Genomic DNA, 25,769 nt, shown 5'->3' with positions numbered 1-25,769 from the left:
CGCCCCCCCCCGCCTGCCGCTCGGTCCACCAGCGCGACTGCCGGTCGTCGGCGGGGGCGCCGCGGAAGCGCCGCCACACACCCGACATCGGGCCGCCGCCCACTCCCGGCACGATGCCGCCGAACTGGTCGCGGGTCAGCGACACCATCGACACCAGCCGGCGGAACGGCCGCGCGACGGCCCACATCACGACGGTGACGACCCCGGTGACCAGCAGCGCGAGCCAGAGGTCGATGCCGGAGTCGGGCCGGAACAGCGACACGACGAGCAGCGCGTGCAGCCCCGCGAGCGCGCCGACGACGAGCGTGTTGACGATCGCCGCGCCCGCGACCCGCAGCAGCGCGGGCAGCACCTCGGGTTTGAGGACGGCCACGACGGCGATGGCGGGCGCGCACATCACCATGAGCCGCAGCAGCAGCATCGCGACGAGCACGAGGACCTTGGACAGCAGCTGGAACAGCGCGATGCAGATGGCCTGTACGACGGCGAGCAGCCCGGCACCGATCCGGCTGCCGGCCTTGCCCTGGAAGTAGGGGTAGCGGTCGCCGAGCTGACCGGCGATGTTCGTGAAGTCGGTCTTCTTCTGCTGCGCGAGCTGGGCGTTGTCCTGGCCGTCGAGGACCTCGTCGATCGTGAAGGTCTGGGCGCGCAGCAGGTCGCGGCCGAACTGCTGGGCCTGCGGCACGTCGGGGGAGCCGAACTCGCCGCGCTCCCAGTTGCGGTAGATGACCTGGTCGACGAGGACCGTCGGCAGGGTGTCGCGGGTGCCGAGACCGACCTGGGAGAGGAACCCCTCCTGCATCTGCGTGACGCCGTCGAGGAGCAGGTTGTCGGCGGCCTTGGACCAGTCGACCGGCGTCAGGTACGCGGCCGACCCGATCAGCAGCGCGAGTGCTGCGAAGGCGGCACGTTGCGTCTGTCTGGCCAGGTCGCCCCGCATCGCCAGCACGATGAGGATGACCGCGAGGATCAGCAGCGCGACGCCGATGAACGTCGTGAAGACGGCGTCGTACATGGCCTTCGTCGCCGTCGAGATGATCGAGTCGAGCGGGCTGAGCAGCGCGCCGCCCGAGGCGATCAGGTAGTGCGCCCAGTTCACCCCCGCGACGGTGAGCTTCGCGATGTTGAACGTCTGGTTGCCCAGCCAGGTGTCGGTGGTCGTCGCGGGGTTGAGGACGGCCGAGCCCGCGCAGCCCAGGTCGTAGTTGTGCCAGACCATGCCCGCGTAGCCGACCTCGCGGTAGACGCTGCCGGGCTCACCGGCGTCCGGACGCAGCGCGTCGAGCGAGCCGACGAGGCCCGTGCCGGGCCGGTCGGGCTCGGGGGCCTCCTTGCAGTCCAGCGGCTGGGCCATCGCGGGGGTGCCGACGAGCGCCGACCCGCCCATCAGTGCGACGACGACCAGCAACGCGGCGGCACGCCTCGGGATGGGCCGGACGGTGTCGGAGCGCTCGGCGAGGAACCGGGACGGGTCGCCGACGTCGACGAGCGCGGCGCGCCGCTCGCGCAGCCGTCGTCTGCGGGCCGCGAGCACCGCGACCAGCACGACACACAGGACGACCCACGGACCTGCGCCCGCGGTGGGGTCCGCCCCGGTCACCGCCCGGCCTCGCCGGCACCCACCCCGGTGGAGGCACCGTCGACGACGCCGTCGTCCGCCCGCCCGCCGTCGTCCGCCCGCCCGCCGGCGGCGTGGTCGTCGTCGAGAAGGCCGTCGTCGAGGTGGTCCTCGTCGTCGAGCAGCGCGAGGTCCTCGTCGGCGAGCAGCTCGGCCTCGGACGGGACGACGGTCCCGCGTTCGAGCACGACGTCGTCGGGCGCGGCGGGCCCGAGCACGACGCGCTGCCCGTTGCGCAGGGTGCCGAGCTCCTCGAGGTCGACGTCGCCGTCGAGGTCGAGCCGGCCCGGGCGGAGCCGTTGCGGCACGGAGCGGTCCGTCGGCTCGTCGGGCGCGCGGACCTCCGGTGGGATGCCGGGCGCCGCGACCCGGGTCGCGTCCGGGTTCGTGTCGAGCGCCTCGCGGACGTGCTCGAGGTGCGGCGCCTCCAGGTCGATGCGGATCTTCTCGACGCCGCCGTGGCCGTCGGCGAAGACGAACTGGCGCGGGGTGTCGTCGGGGCGGTCGTCGTGGCGGGGCCGCGGCGACAGCGTCCCCAGCATCTCCTCGTAGCCGACCCCGGTGGGCACGCGCAGCAGCCGCAGCGCGTCGCCCTGGGCCTCCTCGTCGTCGGTGCGCCCGACGAACACGGCGTTGACCAGCGACGCGAACCCCGACACGCGCAGCAGGTCGCCCGCCAGCTGGGAGGCGAAGAGGGCGCGGACGTTGAACTTGCGGGAGTCGCGGGCGAGCCGGTCGATCAGCACCTTGCCCGTGGGCACCTGCGAGAGGAAGTGCGTCTCGTCGAGAGCAACGCCCTTGCGCAGGTTGCGGTCGGACTCGTAGATCGTCCGCTGGGTCAGCCACGACGCCAGGTTCAGCAGCTCGACGGCCAGCGACTCGGAGTCGGTCCACTCCTCGCGCGGGCTGCCGGGCCGGGGCAGCGTCATGCCCTGCATCGTCAGGACGGTGAGCCGGAAGTCCTGGTGGGCGGCCCAGGGATCCTCGCGGGAGGTGTCGGGGAACAGCAGCGCGGCCTGCGGCAGCTCGCGGCGTTCCTCGAGGAAGTCGGCGACGACGCCCGCGTGCTCCTCGCCCTCGCGCGCGTGCCGGCGCAGCGCGTCGATGACCTGGCCGGGGTGCCGGTCGGTCGCGCCGCCGACCTCCCGGACCGCCCGCAGCAGCACGATCCTGGTGTGCGGCATCCGCGCCACGTCGTAGGGCAGCAGGCCGGTGAGGACGTCGAGGACGAGCCTGCGCCGGGTCGCCGCGGCCAACGACCGCTCGCGCCGCCACGCCCGCTCGGGGTCCTCGTCGTCGGCGAAGTGCTCGAACCGCGGCTCGGCGACCACCCGGTACGGGTTGAGGATGCCCGGGTCGGCGCGCAGCAGGTTGATGTGCCGCGAGAACGGCGCGAGCTCCGGCAGGCGGGTCAGCTCGGCGAGCGGGCCGGAGGGGTCGAGCAGCGTCCAGCGCGCGCCCGCCCGCAGCGTCTTGTAGACGATGAGCCCGGTGAGGAACGACTTGCCCGAGCCCAGGCCGCCGACGATGGCGGTGAGGCCGGAGGCCCGTCGGACCTCCTGGGCGAGCCAGGGGTCCCACGCGACGGGCCGCCGCGTCGCCGTGCAGGTCTCGCCGATCATGATGCCGCGCCGGTCACCGACGCTCGCCGTCGCGGCGGGGACGGCCGCGGCCGCCCACGTCACCGAGCCCCGCCGGCGGTACGCGGTCGACGCCAGCGGCTCACCCGGGATGAACTCCCGCGCGTAGCGGTACTGCGCCTCGGGATGCTCGATGAGGACCTTGGGGCGGTAGAGGTCGAGGACCTGCTGGGCACGGGTGACGGCCTCGGCCTCGTCGCGCCCGGAGACGGCGATGCGCCACCACCCGTAGAGGCGGGTGTTGAGCTGGGTGAGCCCGCTCGTGACCTCGTCCTCGACCTGCAGCACACGGTCGGCCTGGCGGGCCAGCGACATCGGAGGCTCGAGGTCGTGGTCGTGGGTGTAGTGCCGGATCTGGCTGCGCACCTTGCCCATCTGGCGCTGCAGCTCGCCCGTGACGTCCTCGGGGCGGCGGATGTACATCCGCGCGGACCACTCGACGGGGAAGGGCAGCCGGTCGGAGTGCTGCATCCACGGGTCGTCGACCTCGGGGATGCGCAACCCCTCCATCAGCCCCACCGACAGCACCGCGACGTTGCGCTGCACCGTTTGCGAGCGCACCCGGCCGATGACCTTGACCGTCGGCGCGTAGGGCTCCTGGGTGACCGAGACGCCCTCGGTGAACGTGGCGAGGTCCTCGACCTCCCACCGGCCCGTGCCGCTGGGCACCGACGCCAGCGACCGCGGCGCGGGCAGCCCCAGCGCGACCGACCGGTGCATCAGCCAGGCGATGTCCTCGGCGGAGGCGGGCACCGCGTCGAGGCCGCTGCCCGCCACGACGACGTCGAGGTGGTTGACCTCGGACTCCAGCGCCGCGAGCTCGGCGCGCGCGGCGGCGGGCAGGAACCGGTCGAGCACGGGCGCGGCCAGGTCGGCCCAGCGGTCGAGCATGCCGCGCCCGGAGACCTCGATGCCGAGGAAGACCTCCTTGTCCGACATCGACAGGCCCATGAGGTGCCGCTGCTCGCCCTCGAGGAAGCCGTCCCACCCCAGCGCGCCTGCGACGTCGGGCATGCGCCCCACCGCGTTGTTGTCGAACGACTCCGCCCAGACGTGGACGGGGTACGGGCGGGTCGTGACGCGCAGGTGCAACCACCGGCCCTGCAGCTCGCCCAGCTGCGCGGCGATCTGACGGATCAGGATCTCGCGCTGGCCGTCGCTGCGGAAGCTCCACGCCTGCGCGGCGAGCCGGTACCAGGCCATGACCTGCGTGCCGGTGCGGGTGAGGTGGCCGTCGATCGAGCGGAGCGCGATGTCGGGGGTGTAGCCGTCGGCCTTCAGCTCGCCCGCGAGGGAGCGTCCGCGCCGCCGCCTCGGGCCGGCGGTGGCGACGGAGTCGCGGTCGCGGGTGCTGTCCCCGCCCCTACGCCGGGCCACCGCGGGTTCCGTTGACGTGGTCGGCGACGGTGCGCACCGGACGGGCCGGCGGCGGGGGCGTCCGCCCGACGATCCGGCGCCCGCCCCTCGCCGAACGGCGGCTCGGTTCGTCGGGCTTCCCGGGCGTTCCGACGCGGACGGGCGCCGCGCGGCCCGGTCCCACGGTCCAGGGACGCGGCGGCTGCGCGGCCGCGCGTGGCCCGGCGGGCTCGGCCACACGCGCCGCGGCCGGGTCGACGACGCGCGATCCGGAGCTGTCGTGGCCCCGCGGGCCGGTGGAACTGCCCTTTCGGCGGGCCGTCCGGGCGAGCGGAGCGGACTGCCGGACGGTGACCCGGCCGGTGCGGATGACGCCCCCGCGGACCGCGGTGCGCTCGCGGGGACCCGTCACCTCGTGCCGGAACAGCGAGACGATCTGCCCGAGCGGACGGTCGTAGTTGATCCTCTTGCCGATGAACCGGGTGATGACGATGGTCAGCAGCAGGGCCCAGGCGACCGAGAAGAAGTCGAGGCTGATCCCGATGCGCCGCTGCACGAACATCACGACGATCATGACGAACAGGCCGAGCCCGTAGCTCACGTAGCGCGCGCGCCACGGGAAGGTCGCGCGCGGGGGGCCCAGCCAGACGGCATCGACGCGGTACACCTCGTCGTCAGTGCGGACGAGCACTCGATCACCCGGTGATCAACGAGGCGAGGAAGCTGCCGACCTGTGGGCCCGTCCCCGAGACGGCGATACCCAGCGCGACGAGGCCGATGATGAGACCCACGCTCCGCCTGGCGACACCCGCGTTGTCACCCCGGCCACCGATCCAGAGCAGGATGATCGCGATCCCGAGCAGGATCAGCGGAACGATGTTGTTCTGGATCCAACCCTGCAGGCCGTTGGTCGTCACCTGCGCAACCCAGAGGGTCACCCCTCCCGCGGCGGCGCTCATGACGATTCCTCCTCGTGATGTCCCGACGGCGACATCGTGTGCACCGTACCGGGGGCTCTCCCTGACGGCCCGGGGGCGTGGGCCGACCGAGTCAAGCATGCCGACCGGACGAAAATAAGCGTCAGGCGACGACGTTGACCAGTTGTCGGAGCGGTTCACATGCGGACTGCGACGGTCTCGCGACACCTTCATCCGAACGGGCGACGCTACAAAGCGTCACAACGGTGTTACGTTCCGCCATCCGCGCCCGGCCGCCCGAAGGGAGGCAGCCGGGCACGATTCAGTCACGTGTTGGCATCCTCCCCGACGGGGCTCTTCTCACCGGTCGTCCCGGCGCCGTCGGCGCTCCCGTCGCCACGCTTCACCGCGGCCAGCAGCATCTGGGACACGTCCTGGATCTGCACACCCTCGTAACCGCCGCCCGACTGCTTCTCGGTCAGCCCGTCGGAGAGCATCGTCTTGCAGAAGGGACAGCCGACGGCGATCGTCCCGCCGGCGGCGGCACCGTCGGCGCCGCCGACGCCCGACAGCGTGTCGAGGGCCTCGGTGGTGCGGGTGACGTTGACCCGCTGGCCGATCCGCTCCTCCATCCACATCCGGGCACCACCCGCACCGCAGCACATCGAGCGGTCGGCGTGCCGCGGCATCTCGGTGAGCGTCGCGCCCGCGGCCGCGACGAGCTCGCGCGGCTCGGCATAGACCTCGTTGTGCCGGCCCAGGTAGCACGGGTCGTGGTAGGTGACGGGCGCACCCTTGTCGGCCGCGGGCTCCGCGACCGGGACGAGCTTGCCCTCGCGCACCAGCTTGTTGAGCAGCTGGGTGTGGTGCACGACCTCGTAGTGCCCGTCGAGCTGCGGGTACTCGCGGCCGAGGGTGTTGAGGCAGTGCGGGCACGTCGTCACGATCTTGCGGGTGCCGGGCTCGCGCCCCTCGAACACCGCATTGAGCACCTCGACGTTCTGCATCGCGAGCATCTGGAAGAGGAACTCGTTGCCGGAGCGCCGCGCCGGGTCGCCGGTGCACGACTCCTCCGGGCCGAGCACCGTGTAGCCGACGCCCGCGCGGTGCAGCAGCTCGGCCGTCGCGCGGATCGTCTTCTTCTGGTTGTCGTCGAAGGCCCCGGCGCAACCGACCCAGAAGAGGTACTCGGTGTCGGCGGAGAGCTCACCGTCGAAGACGGGCACCTCGAAGTCGAGGCCCTTGGTCCACTCCAGGCGGTCCTTGGCGTTCTGGCCCCAGGGGTTGCCCTTGTTCTCCAGGTTCTTGAACAGCACGCCGAGCTCGGAGGGGAACTCCGACTCGATCATGACCTGGTGGCGACGCATGTCGATGATGTGGTCGACGTGCTCGATGTCGACGGGACACTGCTCGACGCACGCGCCGCATGAGGTGCAGGACCAGAGCACGTCGGGGTCGATGACGCCGTGCTGCTCCGCGGTACCGACGAGCGGGCGCGCCGCCTGCTGCGGACCCGAGCCGAGGACGCGGCCGAAGCCCGACTCCGGGACGCCGTGACCGTGGCCGTTCGTCGCGGCCTCGAGGACGTCGAAGTCGACCGACTCGACCTCGGGCAGGTCCTTGCCGCCGATGATGTAGGGCGCCTTCGCGAACAGGTGGTCGCGCAGGTCCATGATCACGAGCTTGGGGGACAACGGCTTGCCCGTGTTCCAGGCCGGGCACTGGCTCTGGCAGCGACCGCACTCGGTGCAGGTCGCGAAGTCGAGCATGCCCTTCCAGGTGAAGTCCTCGATCTTGCCGCGGCCGAAGATCGCGTCCTCGTCGGGATCCTCGAAGTCGATCTTCTTGCCGTCCGACATCATCGGCAGCAACGGACCCAGCGCCTTGGGCATGCGCTTGGCCGAGACGTTGATCGGCGCCGTGAAGATGTGCAGGTGCTTGCTGTAGGCGACGATCACGAGGAACACGAGCATGACGCCGATGTGCAGCAGCAGGCCGACGCTCTCGATCACCTCGAGGGTCCCCTGCGACACGCCGTCGAACAGGTGCCCGAGGCCGATCGAGGCCCACGCGCCCGACTTGTAGGGGAACACCCCCAGCGCCGACGAGGCGGCACGGAAGAAGAACAGCGTCCAGAGGACGTTGAAGATCATGAACAGGATCAGCCAGGCCGGACCCGTGTGGCTGCCGTAGAACCGCGAGGCACGCGCCTTGCGGTCGGGCGCGTTGCGGATCCGGATGACGGCGAAGACGACCAGCGAGAGCAGGCACAGCACCGCGATGGTGTCCTGCAGGAAGCCCAGTACCGGCCAGCGCCCGACCCACGGGATGTGGAAGTCGTGGTCGAACAGCGCGCCGTAGGCCTCCAGGTAGACCGTCGCCAGGATGACGAACGCCCAGAAGGTGAAGAAGTGCGCCAGCCCCGGCACGGACCACTTGAGCAGCTTCCGCTGGCCGAACACCTCGACGAACTGCGTACGGACCCGCGCACCGAGGCCGTCGCGGCGGGCGTCGTCGGGCTGGCCGGACTCGACCAGCCGGTAGACCTGCAGCGCGCGGCGGCCGGCGACGGCGACGGCGGCGACCGTGATCACCAGGCCGATGACCAGTCGGACCAACACGTGTTCCTCCTCGAACAGCCGGACTCCGCGTGTGGTGGGACGCGGCCCCGTTGGGGCGGGAGAGTAACGCTCCACGCCACCGGGCGCTGGGAAGCACCCGGTTCAATTGTTTAACTAGTTACTGGAGAGTAACAAAGCCGAGGTGAACAACCTAACTCGTGACGAGTCGGGCGCCCGCGGCGAGGCGGCGCCCCGAGGGTCGCGGCGGACGGACACAGCGGGACCCCGGCAGGGACCCGGCAGCAGGGACTCAGCAGGTACTCAGCAGGGACTCAGCAGGGGACGAAGGCGGTGATGGCGTAGCGCCGCGCGGTCGGGTTGGTCCACGTCACGGTGACCCTCCCGAGCTGCGGTCCGGCCGCGGCCGCCCAGGCACTCGTGCAGGTCCCGACGGTGTAGCTCTGCTGGCTCGTCATCGGCACGGCGTCGTGGGGGACGTCGGTGACGGGCGCGGGGCCACCCCCGGAGGCCGCCCGCCGCTGCTGGATCGCGGTCACGGCGGCGGTGCAGTCGGCCGTCCCCGTCGCTGCCGTGAGCTGTGCCGCGGCGGCCGGGGACACGATGCGGCACACCGGCTCCGGGTCGGGAACCGGGCCCGAGATCGCCCGATCGAGCAGGGGGCCGACCTCCTGCGCGTTGGGCACGCCGCCCACGGTGGCCCGCACCTCGTCGCCCGCGTGCGCCTCGATCTGCGCCTGCTGCTGCGTGATCTGGCCGGCCCGGACGCTGAACCCGACGAGCGAGACCGCGCACAGGACCGCGCCCACCACGGCGAGCTCCGGGCGCGGCAGCCGCAGCAGCCCGACGAGCAGCACCCCGACGCTGAGCGCGAACGCCCACGCCCACGGGTTGGCGCTCGTCCAGACGACGAGGGCGCCGACGAACACGACCCCCGCGACGTGCCACGTCCACCCCCGCAGCAGCCGGTCGAGCCGCAGCACCGACAGCAGGATCAGCGTCCCGAGCCCGATCGCGAACGGCGGCCACCACTGCGCGACGGGCCGGTCCGGGTCGAGCGTCGGCCAGAGGAAGAAGGGGATGAGCAGCAGCGAGGCGCCGGCGATGCCCACGCCGATCGCCAGCCGCCATCCCCGGGCCCGGATGCGCTGCCACGGGGTGGGCTTCGGGGGCTCCTGGGGTCGTGAGGGGTCCTGCGGAGGCGGGGGGACGGCGTGCCCGTGCGACTGCTGCTGCCACTGCTGGTAGTGCCACCGCTGGTCCTGCCAGTGGGGAGGCGGCGTGGCCCACGTGTCGACCCGACCCGGATGTCCCGCGGGCTGCTGGTCGCCACGGAGCGCGGGTGGGTGGGCGAGGCCGTGGTCCGCGGGCTGCGGGTGCACCGGCGCGCCCTCGGGCTGCTCCGGGGGCTGGGGCGGGCGCGGCTCCTCCATCGGCGGCCAGCCTACTTGTCGCGAACACCGCCGTCCGTGTCCTCGCCGACGCGCAGCGTCACGTTCCTTCCGACGGCCGCCCCGACCCCGGCCGCAACCTCACCGCTCCGATCCGCGCTCAGCCCGACCGTGAGGTTGCGCTCGGGGTGGGGGCTAGAGCCAGCCGTGGTCGCGGGCCAGCCGCGCGGCCTCGGAACGGCTGCCCGCCCCCAGCTTCTGCATCGCGGACGACAGGTAGTTGCGCACGGTGCCCGGGGAGAGGTGGACGCGGCGGGCGATGTCGTTGGCCGTGCCCGAGTCGTCGACGTTGCGCAGGACCTCCAGCTCGCGATCGGTGAGCGGACAGTCCTCGCTGGTCAGGGCCGTCATGGCCAGGTCGGGGTCGACGTAGCGGCCGCCGCCGTGCACGCGCCGCACCACGTCGGCCAGCACGCTCGCCGGCGCACTCTTGGTGACGAAGCCCGCCGCCCCCGCGGCCAGCGCCCGGCGCAGCACCCCCGGGCGGGCGTGCCGTGTGAGGACGATGCAGCGCGTGCCCGGCTGGTTCTCCGCCACCCACTGGGCGACCTCGGCGCCGTCGCGGCCCGGCATCTCGACGTCGAGCACCGCGACGTCGGGCGCGTGCACGCGGATGACCTCGACGGCCTCGTCGCCCGTCGACGCCTCGGCGACGATCCGCAGGTCGCCCTCCAGGCCGAGCAGGGCGCCGACCGCGCCACGGGTGAGCGCCTCGTCGTCGGCGAGCACGAGCGTGATCACGTCGTGGCCGACAGCGCGGCGGCGGGCAGGGACGCGTCGAGCCGGAAGGTGCCGTCGGGGCCGGGGCCCGCGTCCAGCCGGCCGGCGTGCTCGTCGAGGTAGCGGCCGAGCGCGACGAGCCCGGTGCCGGTCTCGTCGGCCGCGGCCCCGGCGGACACCCCGTCGTTGACGACGCGCAGGTGCGTTGCACCGCCCTCGACCTGGATCTCGATCGTGCAGCGGCGCGGCTGGGCGTGGCGCAGGACGTTCGTCATCGCCTCGCGCAGCACCCGGCCGAGGACACCACGGGCCGGCCCGGCCACCGTCGCCGGGTCCCCGCGCACGACCAGATGCACCCCCGCCGACTCCAGGACGGCCCGCGCCCCGGCGAGCTCCGTCGCCAGATCGGTCGTACGGGTCTCCCGCACCAGCGCGCGCACCTCGGACAACGACTGCCGCGCGACGCGCTGCACGTCCTCTAGCTCGGCCTTGGAGCGGGCGGCGTCGACGTCCATGAGCCGCGTCGCCAACTCGCTCTTGAACGCCACGACCTCGAGGGCGTGACCGAGGATGTCGTGCAGGTCGTCGGACAGCCGGAGCCGCTCGCGGGCGGTCGCGAGCTCGGCGGCGACCCGGCGCGACTCGTCGAGGTCGGTCACGGCCTTGAGCCACCACAGCCGTTCGACGTCGACGCACCACATGATGCCGACGTAGAACGCCGCCAGGCCGGGCGCGATCCACGTCGGTGCCGGGAACGGGTAGACGGTGTTCGCGCTGATCAGCCAGCCGAAGCCGAACACGGCGGCCGTCGCCGCGGCGACAATGCCCACGCTGGGCCACAGCCGGCCGCCGGACACGACGTCGCCCAACAGCACCCCGCTGACCAGCGCCCAGGTGAACCCGACGAACGACGATGCGACCCCGACCAGCGCCAGCGCCAGCGCGACGGCGAGCGCCACGGCGACGAACCACGGCTCGGCGGGCCTGCCCAGCGACCGGACGTGCTGGCGGATCCGGTGGACGTGCAGCGCGAACGCGACGACGTAGAGCGTCAGCAGGATCGCGGCGTACGGCGCGGCGGGCAGCCCCGACCAGATCATCGACGCGGGCACGAACAGCAGCCACGCGACGGTGATGACCATCCCGATGACGCCGAAGCGCCGGGCGGCCCGCACGCGCCGCTCCTCGGCGCCGCTCAGCGCGTCCACCCCCGAACCGTAACCGAGAACCCGAGGTGACAGCTGTCATCAGATCGCGGACGTGGTGTCACCGCGGCCGATGACCGTCGTGACTACCGGTGACGGGGCCGCACCCGGCACCGTCGACGGCATGACACAGACGACCACCCGGCAGGCGGAGCACACCGCCACTGCGCGGGCATCGGCCGTCGAGGTCCGGGGGCTGCAGGTCGCGTACGGCGACTTCGAGGCCGTCCGCGGGATCGACCTCGACGTCCGGACCGGTGAGGTGTTCGCCCTGCTCGGCACGAACGGTGCCGGCAAGACGACGACCCTGGAGGTGATCGAGGGCTTCGGCACCCGCTGCGGCGGGAGCGTCTCGGTCCTCGGCATGGACCCGGCGACGCAGCGCCACGCGCTGACCCGCCGGATGGGCATCCAGCTGCAGGAGGGCGGGTTCGTCGACGAGCTGACCGTCGGCGAGACGCTGTCGCTCTGGCAGCGGTTGTCCGATCGGCCGGACCGCGTCGAGCGGCTGCTCGACCGGTTCGACCTGGCGCGGCGCCGCGACACGCCGGCGTCGAAGCTGTCCGGCGGGGAGAAGCGTCGGCTCGACCTGGCTCTGGCGGTGTGGGGGTCGCCAGAGCTGGTCGTGCTCGACGAGCCGACGACAGGCCTCGACCCGGAGTCGCGGCGCCGCACGTGGGACGCGATCCAGGAGCTGCAGGAGGCGGGCCGCACGGTCCTGCTGACCACGCACTACCTGGAGGAGGCCGAGGCACTGGCCGACCGCGTCGCGATCATGCACGAGGGCCGCGTCGCGGTGTCCGGGACGCTCGCGGAGATTCTCGCGACGCGCCCGGCGGGCTTCTCCGCGGTGCTGCCGGCCGACGCGCCGACGGACCTCCCACGGTTCGCGGGCAGCACCGAGATCGGCGGGGGCCGGCTCTCCGTGCGCACGACCGAGCTGCAGGCCGATCTGACGGCGTTCCTGGGTTGGGCGGCCGGCCGGGGGGTCCGACTGTCGGACCTGCGTGCGGCGCCCGCGTCGCTCGCGGACATCTACCACGCGGTGCGCACCGAGACCGGGACGACGGCGGCGCGCACCGGGACCGACACGACGGAGGTGGCCCGATGACCACGGCGCTGGCGGGAACGGGTCCCGCACAGAAGGTCACGGCGTTGGCGGGCACGGAGCTCACACTCGTCGTCCGCAACCGGACGCTGGCGGTGTCGTCGGTACTGCTCCCGATCGCATTGGGGGTGTTCTGGGCGTTCTCCCTCGGTCGCGGGCCCGAGGTGTGGCCCATGGTGGTGGCGCTGCAGGTCGCCGTCACGCTCGGGATGGGCCTGTACGTGACGGGGACCCAGACACTGGTCGCCCGCCGGCACGCCCGGGTCCTGCAGCGCCTGCGCACGAGCGGGATCTCCGACGGGGGCCTGCTGCTGGCGACGCTGACCCCGGCGCTGGCGATCGCACTCGCCCAGCTCGTGATCTTCGCGGTCATCGACGTGGTCATCGGGGGCCCGGTGCCGTCGAACTGGCCGGCGCTCGTCGCGCTGGTGCTCGGCGGGATCGCGCTGATGGTCGGCGCGGCGCTGGCGACGAGCGTCGTGACCCCGACGCCCGAGCGCGCCCAGATCACGACGCTGCCGATGGTCTTCCTGATGCTGGGCGCCGCGATCGCGATGGTGCTCATCCCCGCGACGGGCTGGCTGCAGGCGCTGCTGCTCGTCCCGGGCGCGGGCGTCGGGATGCTGGTGCGGCTGATGTTCGGCGGCGAGGTCGGCCTCGGCCCCACCCTGGGCACCGTCGCCGCGACCGCGTCGCTGCTGGTCTGGGCGGCGGTGTTCATCCGGCTCGCCGCGCACCGCTTCCGCTGGGACCCGCGCAACGGCTGACCCCGCACGGGCCTGCCGGCGGGTCAGCGCCGGGTGTCGGCCCGGTGGAAGTTCAGATGCGCCCGCGACGGCGTCGGACCGCGTTGCCCCTGGTAGCGCGAGCCGACGCCGTCGCTGCCGTACGGGCGCTCGGCGGGGCTGGAGAGCCGGAACAGGCACAGCTGCCCGATCTTCATGCCCGGCCACAGAGTGATCGGCAGGTTCGCGACGTTGGACAGCTCCAGCGTGATGTGGCCGGTGAAGCCGGGGTCGATGAAGCCCGCGGTGGAGTGCGTCAGCAGGCCGAGCCGGCCCAGGCTGGACTTGCCCTCGAGCCGGCCGGCGAGGTCGTCGGGCAGGGTCACACCCTCGAACGTGGACCCCAGCACGAACTCCCCGGGGTGCAGCACGAACGGGTCGTCGCCCGCGGTCTCGATCGGCGTCGTCAGCTCGTCCTGCTGCTCACGCGGGTCGATGTGGGTGTACTTCGAGTTCTGGAAGACCCGGAAGAAGCGATCGAGGCGCACGTCGATGCTCGACGGCTGCAGCATCCCCGGGTCCCAGGGATCGAGGACCAGCCGCCCGGAGTCGATCTCCTTGCGCAGGTCACCGTCGGAGAGCAGCACCGGCGGGTTCCTCCCGGGGTGTCGACGACCGGACCCCCGCCACCCTATGTCACACGTCGGACGACCTCGGGGCGACCTGCGGGAACGGGCACAGCCCGAACATCCACGCGACCGCCGCCTCGGCCCGCTGCGCCTCCTTGCCGTCGTGCCGCGACGGCACGGGGCGGGGGTCGACGTCGAGGATGCGCCAGACGTCGTCGAGGACGTTGCGGCGTGGGACGGAGCGGATCGAGTCGCCGGGATGCGGGACGTGCGGCCCGTCGACCAGCACCGCAGGCGTCCCGAGGCCCGGCGAGTCGCGGACGAGCTCGGGGTCGTCGGAGATCAGCACCTCGGCCGCCACCACCAGGTGCACCAGGTCGCCCAGCTCCACGTGCGGCACGACGACCGCGCGCCCGTGCCGGGCCAGGTCCTCGGCGGGCCCGGACCCGCACAGGTCGCCGAACAGTACGACCTCCAGGTCGTCGTCGCGCGCGAGCAGCGCCGGCAGGTCGCCGACGACCTCGGTCGATCCCGGACCGTCCAGGCCGGCGACGACGAGGCGCGCCGTGCCGCGCGAGACCCGGGCGACGAGGTCGGCGAAGCGGGGGTCCACGGGAGGCCGGTTCGCCCCGATCGTGTCGCCCACCTGCAGGACGTTCGGCCCCAGCGGGCTGCCGATCGCAGGACCGCCCGCCGTCAGGAACAGCGACGCGAGCTGCCCGATGATCCGCCGGTTCGCCTCCTCGGGGAACGGGCAGAGCAGGTCGTCGGTCGCGACCCCCGCCTGCAGGTGCACGACCGGGATCAGCCGCCAGAACGCGACCTGGGCGGCGACCACGGCCGTCATGCCCCCGCCGTGGATCATGATCGCCGACGGGTCCTGGTCGACCAGCAGCGCGTCGAGCCGGGCCATGAGCGACGCCGCGATCGCCGCGGGCGTGTGCCCCGGCGGCTCGTGCTGCAGCAGCGTGATGTCGGGTGCGACGCCGAGCTCCTCGAACGCGTCGTGGATCGTCATCGGGTCCGGCCCGGTGGCCACCGTGAGCCCACGAATCCGGTCGGCCTGCGCGATCGCGGTGGCGACGGGCGCGAGGCGCGCGACCTCGGGGCGACTCCCGGCGATCAGGAGCACGTCGTGCTCGTGGTCGTCGGGAAGCTCACCGATGAGCCTCTCGAATCCCGTCATGCCCGTTCCTTCGCTGCGGGGAGCTGACATCCGGGGGCCGCGGCGCCACGTTCCCCGGTCGGACGCAGTGTGGAACACCCGAGCGCGAGACGTCGAGCGGATCCGAACAGTCCGTGCGGATCCCGGCCCGAAACACCCCGATGGCCCGCAGCCGGGTGGACCATTCAATGACCGAGGGTGACGATGCTAGAGTGATCGCACGCCATGCGGATGTAGTTCAATGGTAGAACATCAGCTTCCCAAGCTGAATACGCGGGTTCGATTCCCGTCATCCGCTCTCACGCGAAGGCCCAGCTCAGCCGGTGTCCACACCGGAGCTGGGCCTTCGTCGTCCGATGATCCACCCACCGCGCGGGCCAGCCGGCCAACCGGCACACGGGCGTCCGCAGCGCCGTCCTCGTCGTCGCCGTCGGCGACCGGGCTACCCGCTGCCGGCGCTCGGATCCGGCGGTCGGCCTCGCTCCTCGCCCGCTGATGATCAGCGCAGCGCGCACGTCGGCCGTCGCACCCAGTCCGTCGTCCCACGCTGCGGGGTCGGCCCGGAGCCGGGCGAGCTCGTCGAGCCGGCCGAGGTCGGGAACTCAGCTGCCGACGGGCTCGCCGGCGAAGAAGCGCGTCATGTCGGCCGCGGCCGTCGGGCCGAGCATCATCGACTCCACCGCGGCGCACCTCGCCGCGATCGGGGCCGTGCGCGCGAACATCTCCTGCTCGTAGCGGCGGATCGCGGCGTCGGGATCGGTCCGGTGCGCGGCGATCGCCAGGCCGAGCTCGAGCGCGTCGAGCATCGCCTGGTTGGCACCCTCGCCCACGGACGGCATGAGGTGCGCGGCATCGCCGAGCAGCGTGACGCAGGGCTGCGGCGCCCAGGTCAGCCCCACCGGCAGCACGGCGTGCGACCGTCTGACGACGGGCCCCTCCGCCGCGTCGGCCAGGGCCGTCACCGTCGACGACCAGCCCGCGGTCGGGTCCGGCCCGTCGCGGTCGGCCCGCAGCGAGAGGTGGACGCGCACCGTCCCGTCGGCAGCGCGTTGACCTGAGAGGACGACGCCGTCGCCGATCACCCACAGCGACCCCCGCCCGACGAGATCCGCCGCCGGATGGTCGGCCGCGACGGCGCCGAGGTCGATCCCGATCTTGCCCGACGGCTGCGGTACGGCGTCCGTGAGCAGCGGACGGACCCGCGACCACGCGCCGTCGGCGCCGACGAGGACGTCGCAGCCGGCGGTGGTCCCGTCGGCGAAGGTGAGTCTCGGTGTGCCGTCGGGCCGGGTGTCGACGCGGTCGAGGCGGTGACCCCACACGACCGTGCCGGCGGGCAGCGAGTCGAGCAGCAGGTCGCGCAGCCCGGTCCGCTCGACCTCGGGTCGAGCCATGTCGTCGGCACTGGTGTGCTCGACCAGCACCGCGCCGGTGGGGTCGAGTATCCGCAGGTCCTGGCCCTCGGGACGGGCGACGGCGCGGAACTGCCGCTCCAGCCCCGCCTCCCGCAACGCCCGCTGACCGGACTCGGGATGCAGGTCGAGGCTGCCGCCCTGCGGCCGGGCGGTCGGCGACGGATCGGCCTCGAGGACGGTCGCCGCGATGCCGTGCCGGTGCAGGACCCTGGCCAGGACCAGCCCACCCGGGCCGCCACCGACGATCGCGATGCGCATGTCCGTCACGGTGCCTCCTCGTCGATACGGTGTATTGGACGATACGCTGTATCGGTGGATGACGGCAGCCCGACGGTCTGGGAACGCGCGGAGCCGCCGCCCCGGACGGCCCCGACCCCGCTGAGCAGGGCCGCGATCGTGGCGGCGGCGATCGCGCTGGCCGACGAAGGGGGGCTCGACGCGGTCTCGCTCCGCAAGGTCGGCGCCGCGCTCTCGGCCGGGCCCATGCGGCTGTACGGGTTCGTCGACAGCAAGGACGAACTGCTCGATCTCATGGCCGACGCCGTGCAGGGCGAGATCGGCGTGCCGGCGGGCGAGTGGCGGGTCGCGCTCACCGCGCTCGCCGAGGCCACGCGGGCAGCGGTACTGCGGCACGAGTGGTTCGCCGACCTGATGGGCGGGCGACCGCGGCTCGGCCCCAATCGGCTCGCCGTGCTCGAGGGTTCGCTGGCCGCGGTACTCCCCGCGTTCCCGGCCGTCGACGACGCCCGCCACGTCCTGTGGACCGTCCACGCGTACGTCGCCGGTGCGGTGCGGGCGGAGGTCGGCGAACGGCGCGCGGCGCGCAGGACGGGCGTCGACAAGCCTGCGTGGGAGGCCGCCCACGGCTCCTACCTGCGGCGCACCCTCGCGACCGGCCGGTTCCCGATGATCGAGCGTTTCGTCGCCGAGGGCACCGACGGCGATCCCGCCGCCGTGTTCGCGGCCGGGCTCACCGCGGTGCTGGACGGCTTGGCCGCGCAGCGGCGGTGACCGTCGCGGCCCGCCGAACGGGGGCCCCTACCCTGGGACCGTGGCGACGCCGTGGAGCCTGACGATCGACTGTGCGTCCCCGAGCACTCTCGCCGGCTTCTGGGCCGAGGCCCTCGGCTACGCCCCCGCACCGCCGCCACCCGGCTGGTCGAGCTGGGACGCCTGGTTCGACGACCACGACGTGCCCGTCGACGAGCGTGGCGACGGCGCGTTCCTGCACGATCCCGCCGGCGTCGCCCCGGCCATCTCGTTCCTGCGGGTCCCCGAGGACAAGATCGTCAAGAACCGGATGCACCTCGACCTGGCCGTCGGCGGCGGCCGGCACGTCGCGTGGGACGAACGCAGGCGCCGGGTGGTCACCGAGGTGGAGCGGCTCGTCGCGCTCGGCGCCACGGTGCTCGCCGAGGTGCCCGCGGACCGGCCCGACCACGTGACGATGGCCGATCCCGAGGGCAACGAGTTCGACGTCCTGTGAGCCGTCGATGATCGTCTGGGTCAACGGGGCCTTCGGCGTCGGCAAGACGCAGGTCGCCCACGAGCTGCGACGACGTCTGGGCCGGGGCTGGATCGCCGACCCCGAGCTCCCCGGGTTCGGCCTGCACCGCATGCTGCCGCCGCATCTGCGCGGCGACTTCCAGGACGTGCCCGGATGGCGCGTCGGGGTGCGCGACGTGCTGGGCCGCCTCGACGCGGACGACGCGACCCAGCCGGTCATCGTGCCCATGACGCTCGTCCGCGACGACTACGCCGACGAGATCGTCGAGGCGCTCCGCATCGGGGGGCACGACCTGCGGCACGTCACGCTCGTCGCGACGCCCGAGACCATTCGTCGACGACTGGCCTCCCGTGGCGGAGCCGTCCGCGACCTGTGGGCACAGCGGCAGATCGACCGGTGCGTCACGGCCCTGACCGCGCCCCGCTTCGCCCGCCACGTTGCTACCGACGGACGGACCATCGACGATGTCGTCGAGGACGTCGCCGCCGGCCTGGACCTCCCGCTCGCGCACGGCCGCGACGGCCGGGTCCGCGGCTTCGTGCGTCGTCGCGCGGTGCAGCTGCGGCACGTGCGGCTGCCCTGACGGTCTCAGCCGCCCGTGCGCGCGGCGCGGTTCGCGGACTTGCGGGCGGCGAAGTCGTGCGCCTCGGCGAGGAGCGGTCCGACCGTCGTCGCGACGGTCTCGTCGCCGGGGTTGAGGACACACACCCACTGCTGTGACGCGTAGACGGGATGTGGGACCACGACGTCGAGAACCGTGGCGTCGTGGCCGGTGTCGAGCGGGCCGCCGTCGGCACGTGCGGCGGGCGGGGTACCGAACAGCCTCCGGTAGGAGTCGCGGGGCAGACCGATGTTGAGTCGGTACACGCCCTCGCGCCCGAGATCGTACGCGGAGTCGTAGGCGTCGGACGTCACGATGGTCGCGAACGGCATCTTCCGCTCGCCGGGAAGGTCGCCGTCCGGGTTGTGGATGAAGAACCGGTCGTCACCGAGAGTCATCGTCTCGACGCCGCCCAGTGCGTGGATGTGTGCCTCGATCGTCGCCGGGTCCATGGCCGGACGCTAACCCGATCTGCGGCCGAATCGCGGACATAAGTGTGGTTCAGATCACATTTCGACGCCGCGTGCCGAAGGCGAACCGCGGCGCGCGCGAGCCAGGCCGACCCCCGTTGTCGACGCCCTCGATCGTCACGTTCAGTAGCCAGACCGGGCCCCTGGAAGGCCCGCGCCGCCGGCGTGCCGACGCGACCGGAGCCGCCCCTCGCGCGGCCGCGCCGGCGACCCGGTTCGACCTACCGCCCCGCGGGCCCCAGGCCGGCGACTCCGCCAGGGACCGTCGGCCGCTGCGAGCTCACCACGATCCCGCCGACCACGGACACGACCGCACCCACGATGGTCATGATCAGACCGAAGCCGACCGAGACCGACGCGCCCGGAAGTTCCTCGATCTGGCCGATCTGCGACCCGAGCCGGATGATCACGTAAATCCCCAGCGCGGCGGCGATGATCCCGAGGACGATCGGCAGCCGCTGGACCAGCGCCGGGATCGACGGCCTGATCAGCCGCAGCACGCCGATGATCAGCACCAGGATGCCCAGCACCAGCGTGATCTTGCCGTCACCCTCGGTGCCTGCCACGGAGATCGAGCCGAAGATCGGCGCCTGCACCGTCACCCAGGCGAGGAACGAGCCGATCGCGGTGAGCAGGCCGCCCACGACCGTGACGATCGCGAAGATCATGCCGGTCCCGCCCGGCCGGGACGACGCCCCCTCGCTCGGCCCGCCCTGTGCCGGGGCGCCGTATCCCTGCGGGTTCCCGTACCCCTGGGGGCCTCCCTGCGGCGGACCGTAGCCCGGCTGCTGACCGTAGCCCGGCTGCTGACCGCCGGCCTGCTGTCCGTACCCCGGCTGCTGACCGTAGCCCGGCGGCGGACCCCCGGGTTGGGGCTGCTGCCCGTACCCCCCGGGCGGCTGGTTCGCGCCGGGCGGCGGACCTCCGTACGGCGGCCCCTGCTCCGGGTTCTGCGGCCACTGACCGCCGGGCGTGCTGGACATCGTTCCCCCTCACGACAGCCGCACCACATCGGTGAACCGGCCCGGCAGTTGTAGCAGACGAAACCGACCGAAATCGGTGTTCGGCGACATCGTCGCCGAGGCGTCATCCGGCCGCTCCCGGACGGACGGCGAATCCGAGCAGTTCCCGGACGTCGTAGGAGCTACCGAGGTCGCGCGTGCGGACGGGCGACCCTGCCTGCGGGGCCTCCAGGATCCTGTCGTTTCCCAGGTAGAGCGCGACGTGGTGCACCCCTGAGACCTGCCCGTTGGACGACCAGAACAGAAGGTCACCGGGTCGGGCCCGGGCGCGCGGCACCCGTGCGCCCGCGGTCGCCTGCATCCGCGACGTTCGCGGCAGCTGCACGCCTGCGGCCTCCCACGCGCGCACGACGAGGCCCGAGCAGTCGAACGCGGACGGTCCCGCCGCACCCCACGCATACGGCTTGCCGAGCTGCCCGCGGGCGAAGTCGAGGGCGGCGTCGGCGGGCAGGGCGTCGGCGGGCAGGGCGCCGGCGGTGTCCGGCGGCGGGACGCAGATCGGGGCGCGAGCGGTGCCCAGTGCCGCGAGCAGGTCGGCGGCCGGTTGCTCCCATCTCGCGTACGCCTCGGGAAACGCGCTGCGCTGCACGGTCTGCGCGGCCTCGGTGAGCGGCATCCGGTCCCAGCCGGGGACGGCGAGCAGCCGATCGTAGAAGGACGCGGCCGCCCGGACGGGGTCGCGGACCTGGGCGAGACTGCCCCAGCCCTGCGACGGGCGCTGCTGGAACAGGCCCGCGCTGTCGCGGTCGCCGCCCGCCAGGTTGCGCAGCGACGACTCCTGCATCGCCGTCGCCACCGCGATCCAGCGGGCACGGTCGGGAACGCCGAGGCTGCGCCCGGTCTCGACGATCGACGAGGCGTTGCGCCGCTGCTCGTCGGTCCACTGCGGTCCACGGCCCGGCCTGCCGGGAGGTGGCGGCGGCGCGAGCGCGGCCACACAACTCACCGGGCGCCGCGGCGGCGGCCCCGCCTGGACGACACCGATGACCGCGACCATGAGCAACGCGACCGCACCGACGACGACGGCGCACCCGACCCGACGCCCCCGCCGACGCCGCACCGGAGGGGTGAGCGTCGGGATCAGGAACGCCATCAGTGATCCGGCGCCGGGTCGGCGCGGGCCGCGTCGGACACCCGCCAGCCGCGGCCGGTGTCCACGAGCTCGACGCGCAGCGTCATCGTGTCGAGCGGGACCAGCACGATCGCCGCTCCGGTGTCGGCCGGCAGCTCGCGAGCGGGTCCCGTGACACGGGTCGCCGGGACCGAGGCCGGGTCGGCGCGGGGGAGCACGACGCCGCCGAACTCGTCGGTGGCCAACGGACGAAGCCGGTCGAGCCAGCCCGCCGGGTCGGCGGTGTCGACCCAGTACTGCGCGAACCGGGTCGCGACCACGACCGGTCCGCCGAGCGGCGCGGGCGCCGCGGCGACGACCTGCGGAGCGACGCTCGGCGGGGCGACGTCGGGCCCCGCGAGCCGGTCGGATCGCGACACGACGGCGGCGAGCACCGTGAGCACGACGGCCGGCAGGACCCCGACCAGCACGAACCGGCGTCGGTCGGCCAGTACCAGTCGCAGGAGTCGCCCGGTCATCGTGGGAGCTCCGGCGTCCCGCGCGGCCGGGGCAGCGCCGCGCGACGTGGCGGCGGGAGGACGGCACCCGGCGCCGGTCCGACCGATCGCGCAGGCGTGGTCCGCTCGATCACCCGCCGCACCACCCGCGTCGCACCGCGGACGAGCGCCCCCGCCGGGCCCGGCGCGGTCGTCCCCATCCGGCCCGGCAGCGGCAGCCGCGGCCTCAGCAGCCGGTACAGCAGCGCCGTCGCGATCCAGAGGAGGACGACCGAGGTGATCCCGCCGCCGTCGGCGATCAGGAACAGCACGACCACGCCGTGCGCGGCGACGCACAGCGCGGCGACGATCCCGCCCCCGACGACAGCGCCGAGCACGCGCATCGCCCGCTCCGGCGTCGCGGGCGCGACCAGCGTCAGCAGCGCGGCGAGCGGCGCCGCGACCGGGAGGAGCTGCAGGACGACCGTCATCAGCAGGATCGCGATGCTGCCCAGGATCTGCAGGCCGGTGACCGGGAGCGTCCCGGCGAGGACCGCGACGCCCGCACCGGTCCGCGAGACGCCGCGCCCGCGCAGGCTGTCCCGCACGTCCGGTGGCGCCGCCTCGAACGCCGCGCGCCAGTCGGCGGCCTTGGCCTCGGCGAGCGCCTGCCGACGGGCCGCGCGGTCGCCGGGCGGCCCGGCGTCGAGGGCGCGCTGCTCGTCGACGGAGATCGTCTGGGCGGCCAGCAGCCGGTCGCCGAGTGCGGTGAGCCCGGGGGAGCGCTCGTAGCCGACCTCCCCGTCGAGCCAGCCGTCGTACAGGACGCGGTCGTAGACGGCGGTCCGCAGCCGGTCGGGACGGTCGGGCACCCCGCCGCCGCCGAGCGGTGACTCGGGCGCGAGCCGCGACACGACCTGTTCGCCCGCGTCCCACACCGATCCGCGGACCAGCCCGCCGAGCTCCCGGGACAGCTCGGGGCCCGGCCCGAACGACAACGCCAGCACCACCAGCGCGACGACGATCGTGCCGCCCCGCGTGACGACGGCACCGAGGTCCCCGCGATGGGTCGCGAGGAGCAGGGCGGCCGCGGCGACGACGGCCGCGGCACCCGCCCAGGGGGAGAACACGAAGTCGGCGACGACGGGCGAGGTCCGGGCCACGGCGTCGGCCAGCGCGGGCGCGTCGGTGCGGGAGGCGTCGCGCAGTGCCACGTGGATCGCGAACAGGACCTTCGCCGCACCGAGGAGGAAGTTCCCCACGAGCGTGTCGACCGAGGCGCCCGGGTCCCAGGCCGATCCGCCGCAGCCCAGGTCGTAGGTCGACCAGGTGAGCCCGCCGTACCCGAAGCGCGCGTACGGGTCCGCGGGGGCGGCGCCTGCCGAGGCGACCGTGCTGTCGATCGAGCCGGCGAGCCCGCCGGTCGCGGGCACGGCCGCGGGTGGGGCGGCGCAGTCGTCGGGCGCGGCCGGATCGGCGGCGGCGGGGCTGCCCACGGCGAGCACGAGCAGGACGGCGACCGGAACGGCGAGGCCGAACAGGCGCAGGCCCCGCCGCGCCGTCATCGGTGTCACCGCGGACCTCCCCCGAGGGCGGCGCGCAGGCCCGCGAGGTGCGGCCCGGACAGGTCCACCCGGACGGGTTCGCAGTGCGGTCCCGACCGCCAGTGGAACTCGCCGGGTGCGTCGGCGGGTCCGGGCAGCTGATGGGCCTCGTGCGGTGCCACCCTGAGCAGCCGGAGGGCGTCGGCCCGGTTCCCGGGCTCGGTCCGGCCGACGAATGCGTCGTGCCACGGGATCGCGTCGCCGTCGTCGGGAACGAGGGACAGCAGGTCGGAGGCCTGCCGGGCCGTGACGACGGTCCGGGTGCGACCGTCGCGGACCAGCCCGGTGACGAGCGTGCGCCCCGCCGGCGTCGCCGTGAACCGGTGGACGTCGTCGATGCCGACGAGGGTCGGGGCGGATCCCTCGCGCACGTGGACGCGCTGCCGGACGAGCCACGCGGCGAGCCGCGCGAGCGTCGACGTGACCGGGTCGTCGGCACCGGACTCGGCGAGTCCGGTGGTCGAGACGACGAGCAGCCGGTCGGCCGTCGCGCTCCACGGTTGGTCGCAATGGCCGCTCAGAGCACCCGCGGCCGCCAGCGCCGGAGCCAGGGCGGCCGCGAGCCGTTCGCCCTCGGCACCCATGTGCTGCAGGGCGTCGACGACCTCGCCCGCGTCGTGTGCACGGTCGTGCCCTACCCGTTCGACGGCCTGGACCAGCAACGGGCGGACCTGGGCGCCGCTCCTGACGGCCGCCGGCAGCAGCTCGGCGAGGACCGCGACGACGAGCGCGGCCCGCCGGCCTGCGGCGTGGCGCCACGCGTCCTCGGCCGTCGCTGCGGGCTCCGGCGGGTCGTCGACCAGGGTGAACGGGTTGAGTACGCCGGGCGGCGCGTCGCGCAGGGACAGTCGGCGGGTGTGGCCGCCCAGCTCCGGGACGTCGACGAGCCGGCCGAGCGCACCGGACGGGTCGAGCAGTGTGACGAACGCGCCGCACGACCGGACGAGCTGCGCGGCCACCGCCCCGAGCAGGAACGTCTTGCCCGCTCCCGGACCACCGACGACGGGCGTCGGCCCCGCACCGGCGTCGTGCCACGGGTCCCACGCCAGGAGCCGGCCCGACGTGCGCGCACGCAACAGCAGCGGACCGTGGTCGTCGCCGATCAGGTCCGTGGCCTGCGGGACGGCCGTCGCGACATGGCGCAGGCTCATCCGGCGGCGGAACGCCGTCGTCGCGAGCGGCTCGCCCGGCACGAACTCGCGCGCGAGCCGGTACTGCGCCTCCGACCGTTCGACGGCGATCTTCGGTGCGTACCGGCGACGGACCTCGTCGAACAGCTCGAGCGCCTCCCGCTCGGTGCGGCCGGGGATCGCCATCCGCCACCAGCCCTCGCAGCGCAGGGCCAGCGGCGAGTCGGTCTCGAGGTCCCCGCGGACCTGCTCGGCCGCCTCCAGCCCGCGCACCAGCGCGGACGGGACCTGCCGGCCGTGGTCGGCCTCGTAGTGCCGACGTTGCGCCTCCACCCGGTCCGCCGCCTGCCGCAGCCCGCGCGCCGCCCGGTCACGGGGCAGCACCCGCATCCGCGCCGACCACTCGACGGGGACCGGCAGGTCGTCGGGGACGGTCATCCACGGCAGGTCCTCACCGGGCACGTCGATGTCGCCCATGCGGCCCATCGAGGCGACCACCACGTGCCGCGTGACGAGGGCACCGTCGACGACCCCGGTGACGGCCACCGTCGGCGCATAGGGATCGGCACTCCAGCGGGCGAGACCGTCGACGGCGGCGACGTCCTCGCGCTCCCACTCGCCGTGGGGCGCCGCAGGCAGCACCGACTGCGCGGGCAGCCCGAGCGCACACGAGCGGTACAGCAGGTGCAGCATCCGCGCGGCGGGGAGCGGCGCTGCGCCGAGGGCCGAGCTCGCGAGCACGGCGTCGATGTCGCGGACGTCGGCGCCGAGCTCACCGTCGACGCGTCGATCGGCCGCCCGGGCTCCGCCGAGCCGCCGCGCCAGTGCGTCGCCCAGCGCGCCCAGGCGACCGCGGGGTCCGCGGACCTCGACCCCGAGGAGGACCTCCTTCACCGCCTTCGGCGAGGTCAGGGCCCGGCGCTGCTCGCCGACGAGGTGCGCGTCCCAGCTCACGGCACCGGGCACGTCGGGCAGCGGCCTGGCCCAGGCGTCGTGCCGACGGGCCCACTCCGCCGCGGCGTGGGGCCGCCACGTGACCCGCCAGTGCAACCACCTGCCCTGTAGCCGCGCGAGCGCGCCGGCGAGTGCGCCCATCAGGGCGTCGCGTTCGTCGTCGGGACGCATCGACCACGCCCTGGGCGCGACCGCGTACCACGCCGTCGTCCCCGTGGTGGCGTGGGCGAGATGCCCGGAGATGCCGCGCAACGCCAGCCGCGGGGTGTACTCGCGCACCGCGGGGTCGGCTCCGGTGCGTGCGGGACGGCGCGGCGCGAACGGCTCGGCGACCGGCCCGAGCTCCGGGGTCACCGTCGGGGTGCGGCGCAGCGGCGCGAGCGTCGGCCGCTGCACCGGGACGAG

22 protein-coding genes and 1 tRNA gene are annotated in these 25,769 nt (G+C 73.9%); 6 read left to right on the top strand and 17 right to left on the bottom strand.

Features of this window, described 5'->3' with window-relative positions:
- From PSD17_RS23305 to PSD17_RS23270, 8 genes are all read right to left on the bottom strand, one after another.
- On the bottom strand, positions 1-1,600 hold a 1,600-nt coding region (locus PSD17_RS23305), incomplete at its 3' end, for a hypothetical protein (protein WP_339124514.1).
- A complete protein-coding gene (locus tag PSD17_RS23300) occupies positions 1,597-4,635 on the bottom strand; it encodes an ATP-binding protein (RefSeq protein WP_103381900.1) in 3,039 nt (1,012 codons plus the stop codon). The genes PSD17_RS23305 and PSD17_RS23300, both read right to left, overlap by 4 nt.
- Positions 4,622-5,305 (bottom strand): hypothetical protein, encoded by a 684-nt coding sequence (locus tag PSD17_RS23295; RefSeq protein WP_013678533.1) that lies wholly within the window; start codon positions 5,303-5,305, stop codon positions 4,622-4,624. Before PSD17_RS23295 ends, PSD17_RS23300 begins: the two co-directional genes overlap by 14 nt.
- A gap of 4 nt (positions 5,306-5,309) precedes the next feature.
- Positions 5,310-5,573 (bottom strand): hypothetical protein, encoded by a 264-nt coding sequence (locus PSD17_RS23290; RefSeq protein WP_013678534.1) that lies wholly within the window; start codon positions 5,571-5,573, stop codon positions 5,310-5,312.
- 284 nt (positions 5,574-5,857) lie between these two features.
- The gene (locus tag PSD17_RS23285) at positions 5,858-8,152 is read right to left on the bottom strand and encodes a (Fe-S)-binding protein (RefSeq protein ID WP_013678535.1); all 2,295 of its coding nucleotides are present in this window, start codon (positions 8,150-8,152) and stop codon (positions 5,858-5,860) included.
- A gap of 272 nt (positions 8,153-8,424) precedes the next feature.
- Positions 8,425-9,543 carry a hypothetical protein gene (locus tag PSD17_RS23280; RefSeq protein WP_339124513.1) on the bottom strand — a complete coding sequence of 373 codons (1,119 nt, stop codon included), beginning with the start codon at positions 9,541-9,543 and terminating at the stop codon, positions 8,425-8,427.
- A 153-nt stretch (positions 9,544-9,696) separates the two neighbouring features.
- The gene (locus PSD17_RS23275; protein ID WP_013678537.1) at positions 9,697-10,302 is read right to left on the bottom strand and encodes a response regulator transcription factor; all 606 of its coding nucleotides are present in this window, start codon (positions 10,300-10,302) and stop codon (positions 9,697-9,699) included.
- A complete protein-coding gene (locus PSD17_RS23270; protein WP_049803562.1) occupies positions 10,299-11,489 on the bottom strand; it encodes a sensor histidine kinase in 1,191 nt (396 codons plus the stop codon). Before PSD17_RS23270 ends, PSD17_RS23275 begins: the two co-directional genes overlap by 4 nt.
- A gap of 121 nt (positions 11,490-11,610) precedes the next feature.
- On the opposite strand from PSD17_RS23270, the gene PSD17_RS23265 reads away from it, so the two are divergent.
- Both PSD17_RS23265 and PSD17_RS23260 read left to right on the top strand, forming a co-directional pair.
- Entirely contained in the window at positions 11,611-12,597 is a 987-nt protein-coding gene (locus PSD17_RS23265; protein ID WP_049803806.1) for an ABC transporter ATP-binding protein, read from the top strand.
- Positions 12,594-13,361: an ABC transporter permease gene (locus tag PSD17_RS23260; RefSeq protein WP_339124512.1), complete on the top strand. Its 768-nt coding sequence runs from the start codon at positions 12,594-12,596 to the stop codon at positions 13,359-13,361. The genes PSD17_RS23265 and PSD17_RS23260 overlap by 4 nt, the downstream gene beginning before the upstream one ends.
- A gap of 23 nt (positions 13,362-13,384) precedes the next feature.
- Here PSD17_RS23260 and dcd read toward each other — a convergent pair whose 3' ends face one another.
- Both dcd and PSD17_RS23250 read right to left on the bottom strand, forming a co-directional pair.
- Positions 13,385-13,966, bottom strand: a complete 582-nt coding sequence (dcd, locus tag PSD17_RS23255; protein ID WP_339124511.1) for a dCTP deaminase — start codon at positions 13,964-13,966, stop codon at positions 13,385-13,387.
- A gap of 49 nt (positions 13,967-14,015) precedes the next feature.
- Entirely contained in the window at positions 14,016-15,134 is a 1,119-nt protein-coding gene (locus tag PSD17_RS23250) for a UDP-N-acetylglucosamine 2-epimerase (protein WP_339124510.1), read from the bottom strand.
- Between the two features lie 206 nt (positions 15,135-15,340).
- On the opposite strand from PSD17_RS23250, the gene PSD17_RS23245 reads away from it, so the two are divergent.
- Positions 15,341-15,411: transfer RNA gene (locus PSD17_RS23245), tRNA-Gly, on the top strand.
- 304 nt (positions 15,412-15,715) lie between these two features.
- On the opposite strand, the gene PSD17_RS23240 is transcribed toward PSD17_RS23245, so the two are convergent.
- Positions 15,716-16,786, bottom strand: a complete 1,071-nt coding sequence (locus PSD17_RS23240; RefSeq protein WP_339124515.1) for an FAD-dependent oxidoreductase — start codon at positions 16,784-16,786, stop codon at positions 15,716-15,718.
- A 54-nt stretch (positions 16,787-16,840) separates the two neighbouring features.
- Here PSD17_RS23240 and PSD17_RS23235 point away from each other — a divergent pair, with 54 nt between their 5' ends.
- Genes PSD17_RS23235 through PSD17_RS23225 form a run of 3 tightly spaced genes read left to right on the top strand, consistent with a single transcriptional unit; the run spans position 16,841 to position 18,618 of the window.
- Positions 16,841-17,539 carry a TetR/AcrR family transcriptional regulator C-terminal domain-containing protein gene (locus PSD17_RS23235; protein WP_339124509.1) on the top strand — a complete coding sequence of 233 codons (699 nt, stop codon included), beginning with the start codon at positions 16,841-16,843 and terminating at the stop codon, positions 17,537-17,539.
- A gap of 40 nt (positions 17,540-17,579) precedes the next feature.
- On the top strand, positions 17,580-18,014 hold the full coding sequence (locus PSD17_RS23230) for a VOC family protein (RefSeq protein ID WP_041760198.1): 435 nt from the start codon (positions 17,580-17,582) through the stop codon (positions 18,012-18,014).
- Positions 18,015-18,021: 7 nt separating this feature from the next.
- Positions 18,022-18,618, top strand: coding sequence for an AAA family ATPase (locus tag PSD17_RS23225; protein ID WP_339124508.1), 597 nt, complete (start codon positions 18,022-18,024; stop codon positions 18,616-18,618).
- Between the two features lie 5 nt (positions 18,619-18,623).
- Here PSD17_RS23225 and PSD17_RS23220 read toward each other — a convergent pair whose 3' ends face one another.
- The 6 genes from PSD17_RS23220 to PSD17_RS23195 form a co-directional block, all read right to left on the bottom strand.
- Complete coding sequence (locus tag PSD17_RS23220) at positions 18,624-19,088, bottom strand: DUF6194 family protein (RefSeq protein WP_339124507.1); 465 nt, start codon at positions 19,086-19,088, stop codon at positions 18,624-18,626.
- 239 nt (positions 19,089-19,327) lie between these two features.
- Positions 19,328-19,774 carry a hypothetical protein gene (locus PSD17_RS23215; RefSeq protein ID WP_041760199.1) on the bottom strand — a complete coding sequence of 149 codons (447 nt, stop codon included), beginning with the start codon at positions 19,772-19,774 and terminating at the stop codon, positions 19,328-19,330.
- A gap of 418 nt (positions 19,775-20,192) precedes the next feature.
- Positions 20,193-21,221 (bottom strand): C40 family peptidase, encoded by a 1,029-nt coding sequence (locus tag PSD17_RS23210; RefSeq protein ID WP_339124506.1) that lies wholly within the window; start codon positions 21,219-21,221, stop codon positions 20,193-20,195.
- Positions 21,221-21,718 (bottom strand): hypothetical protein, encoded by a 498-nt coding sequence (locus tag PSD17_RS23205; protein WP_339124505.1) that lies wholly within the window; start codon positions 21,716-21,718, stop codon positions 21,221-21,223. The genes PSD17_RS23210 and PSD17_RS23205 overlap by 1 nt, the downstream gene beginning before the upstream one ends.
- A complete protein-coding gene (locus PSD17_RS23200) occupies positions 21,715-23,241 on the bottom strand; it encodes a hypothetical protein (RefSeq protein ID WP_339124504.1) in 1,527 nt (508 codons plus the stop codon). Before PSD17_RS23200 ends, PSD17_RS23205 begins: the two co-directional genes overlap by 4 nt.
- A gap of 5 nt (positions 23,242-23,246) precedes the next feature.
- On the bottom strand, positions 23,247-25,760 hold the full coding sequence (locus PSD17_RS23195) for a hypothetical protein (protein ID WP_339124503.1): 2,514 nt from the start codon (positions 25,758-25,760) through the stop codon (positions 23,247-23,249).
- Between the last annotated feature and the right edge of the window lie 9 nt (positions 25,761-25,769).

This window comes from Pseudonocardia sp. D17, from assembly GCF_036984265.1.
In the GTDB taxonomy this organism is placed as follows: Bacteria; Actinomycetota; Actinomycetes; order Mycobacteriales; family Pseudonocardiaceae; genus Pseudonocardia; species Pseudonocardia benzenivorans.
The sequence above is the reverse complement of the archived record's forward strand: the minus strand, read 5'-3'. Positions and strand labels throughout refer to the sequence as shown.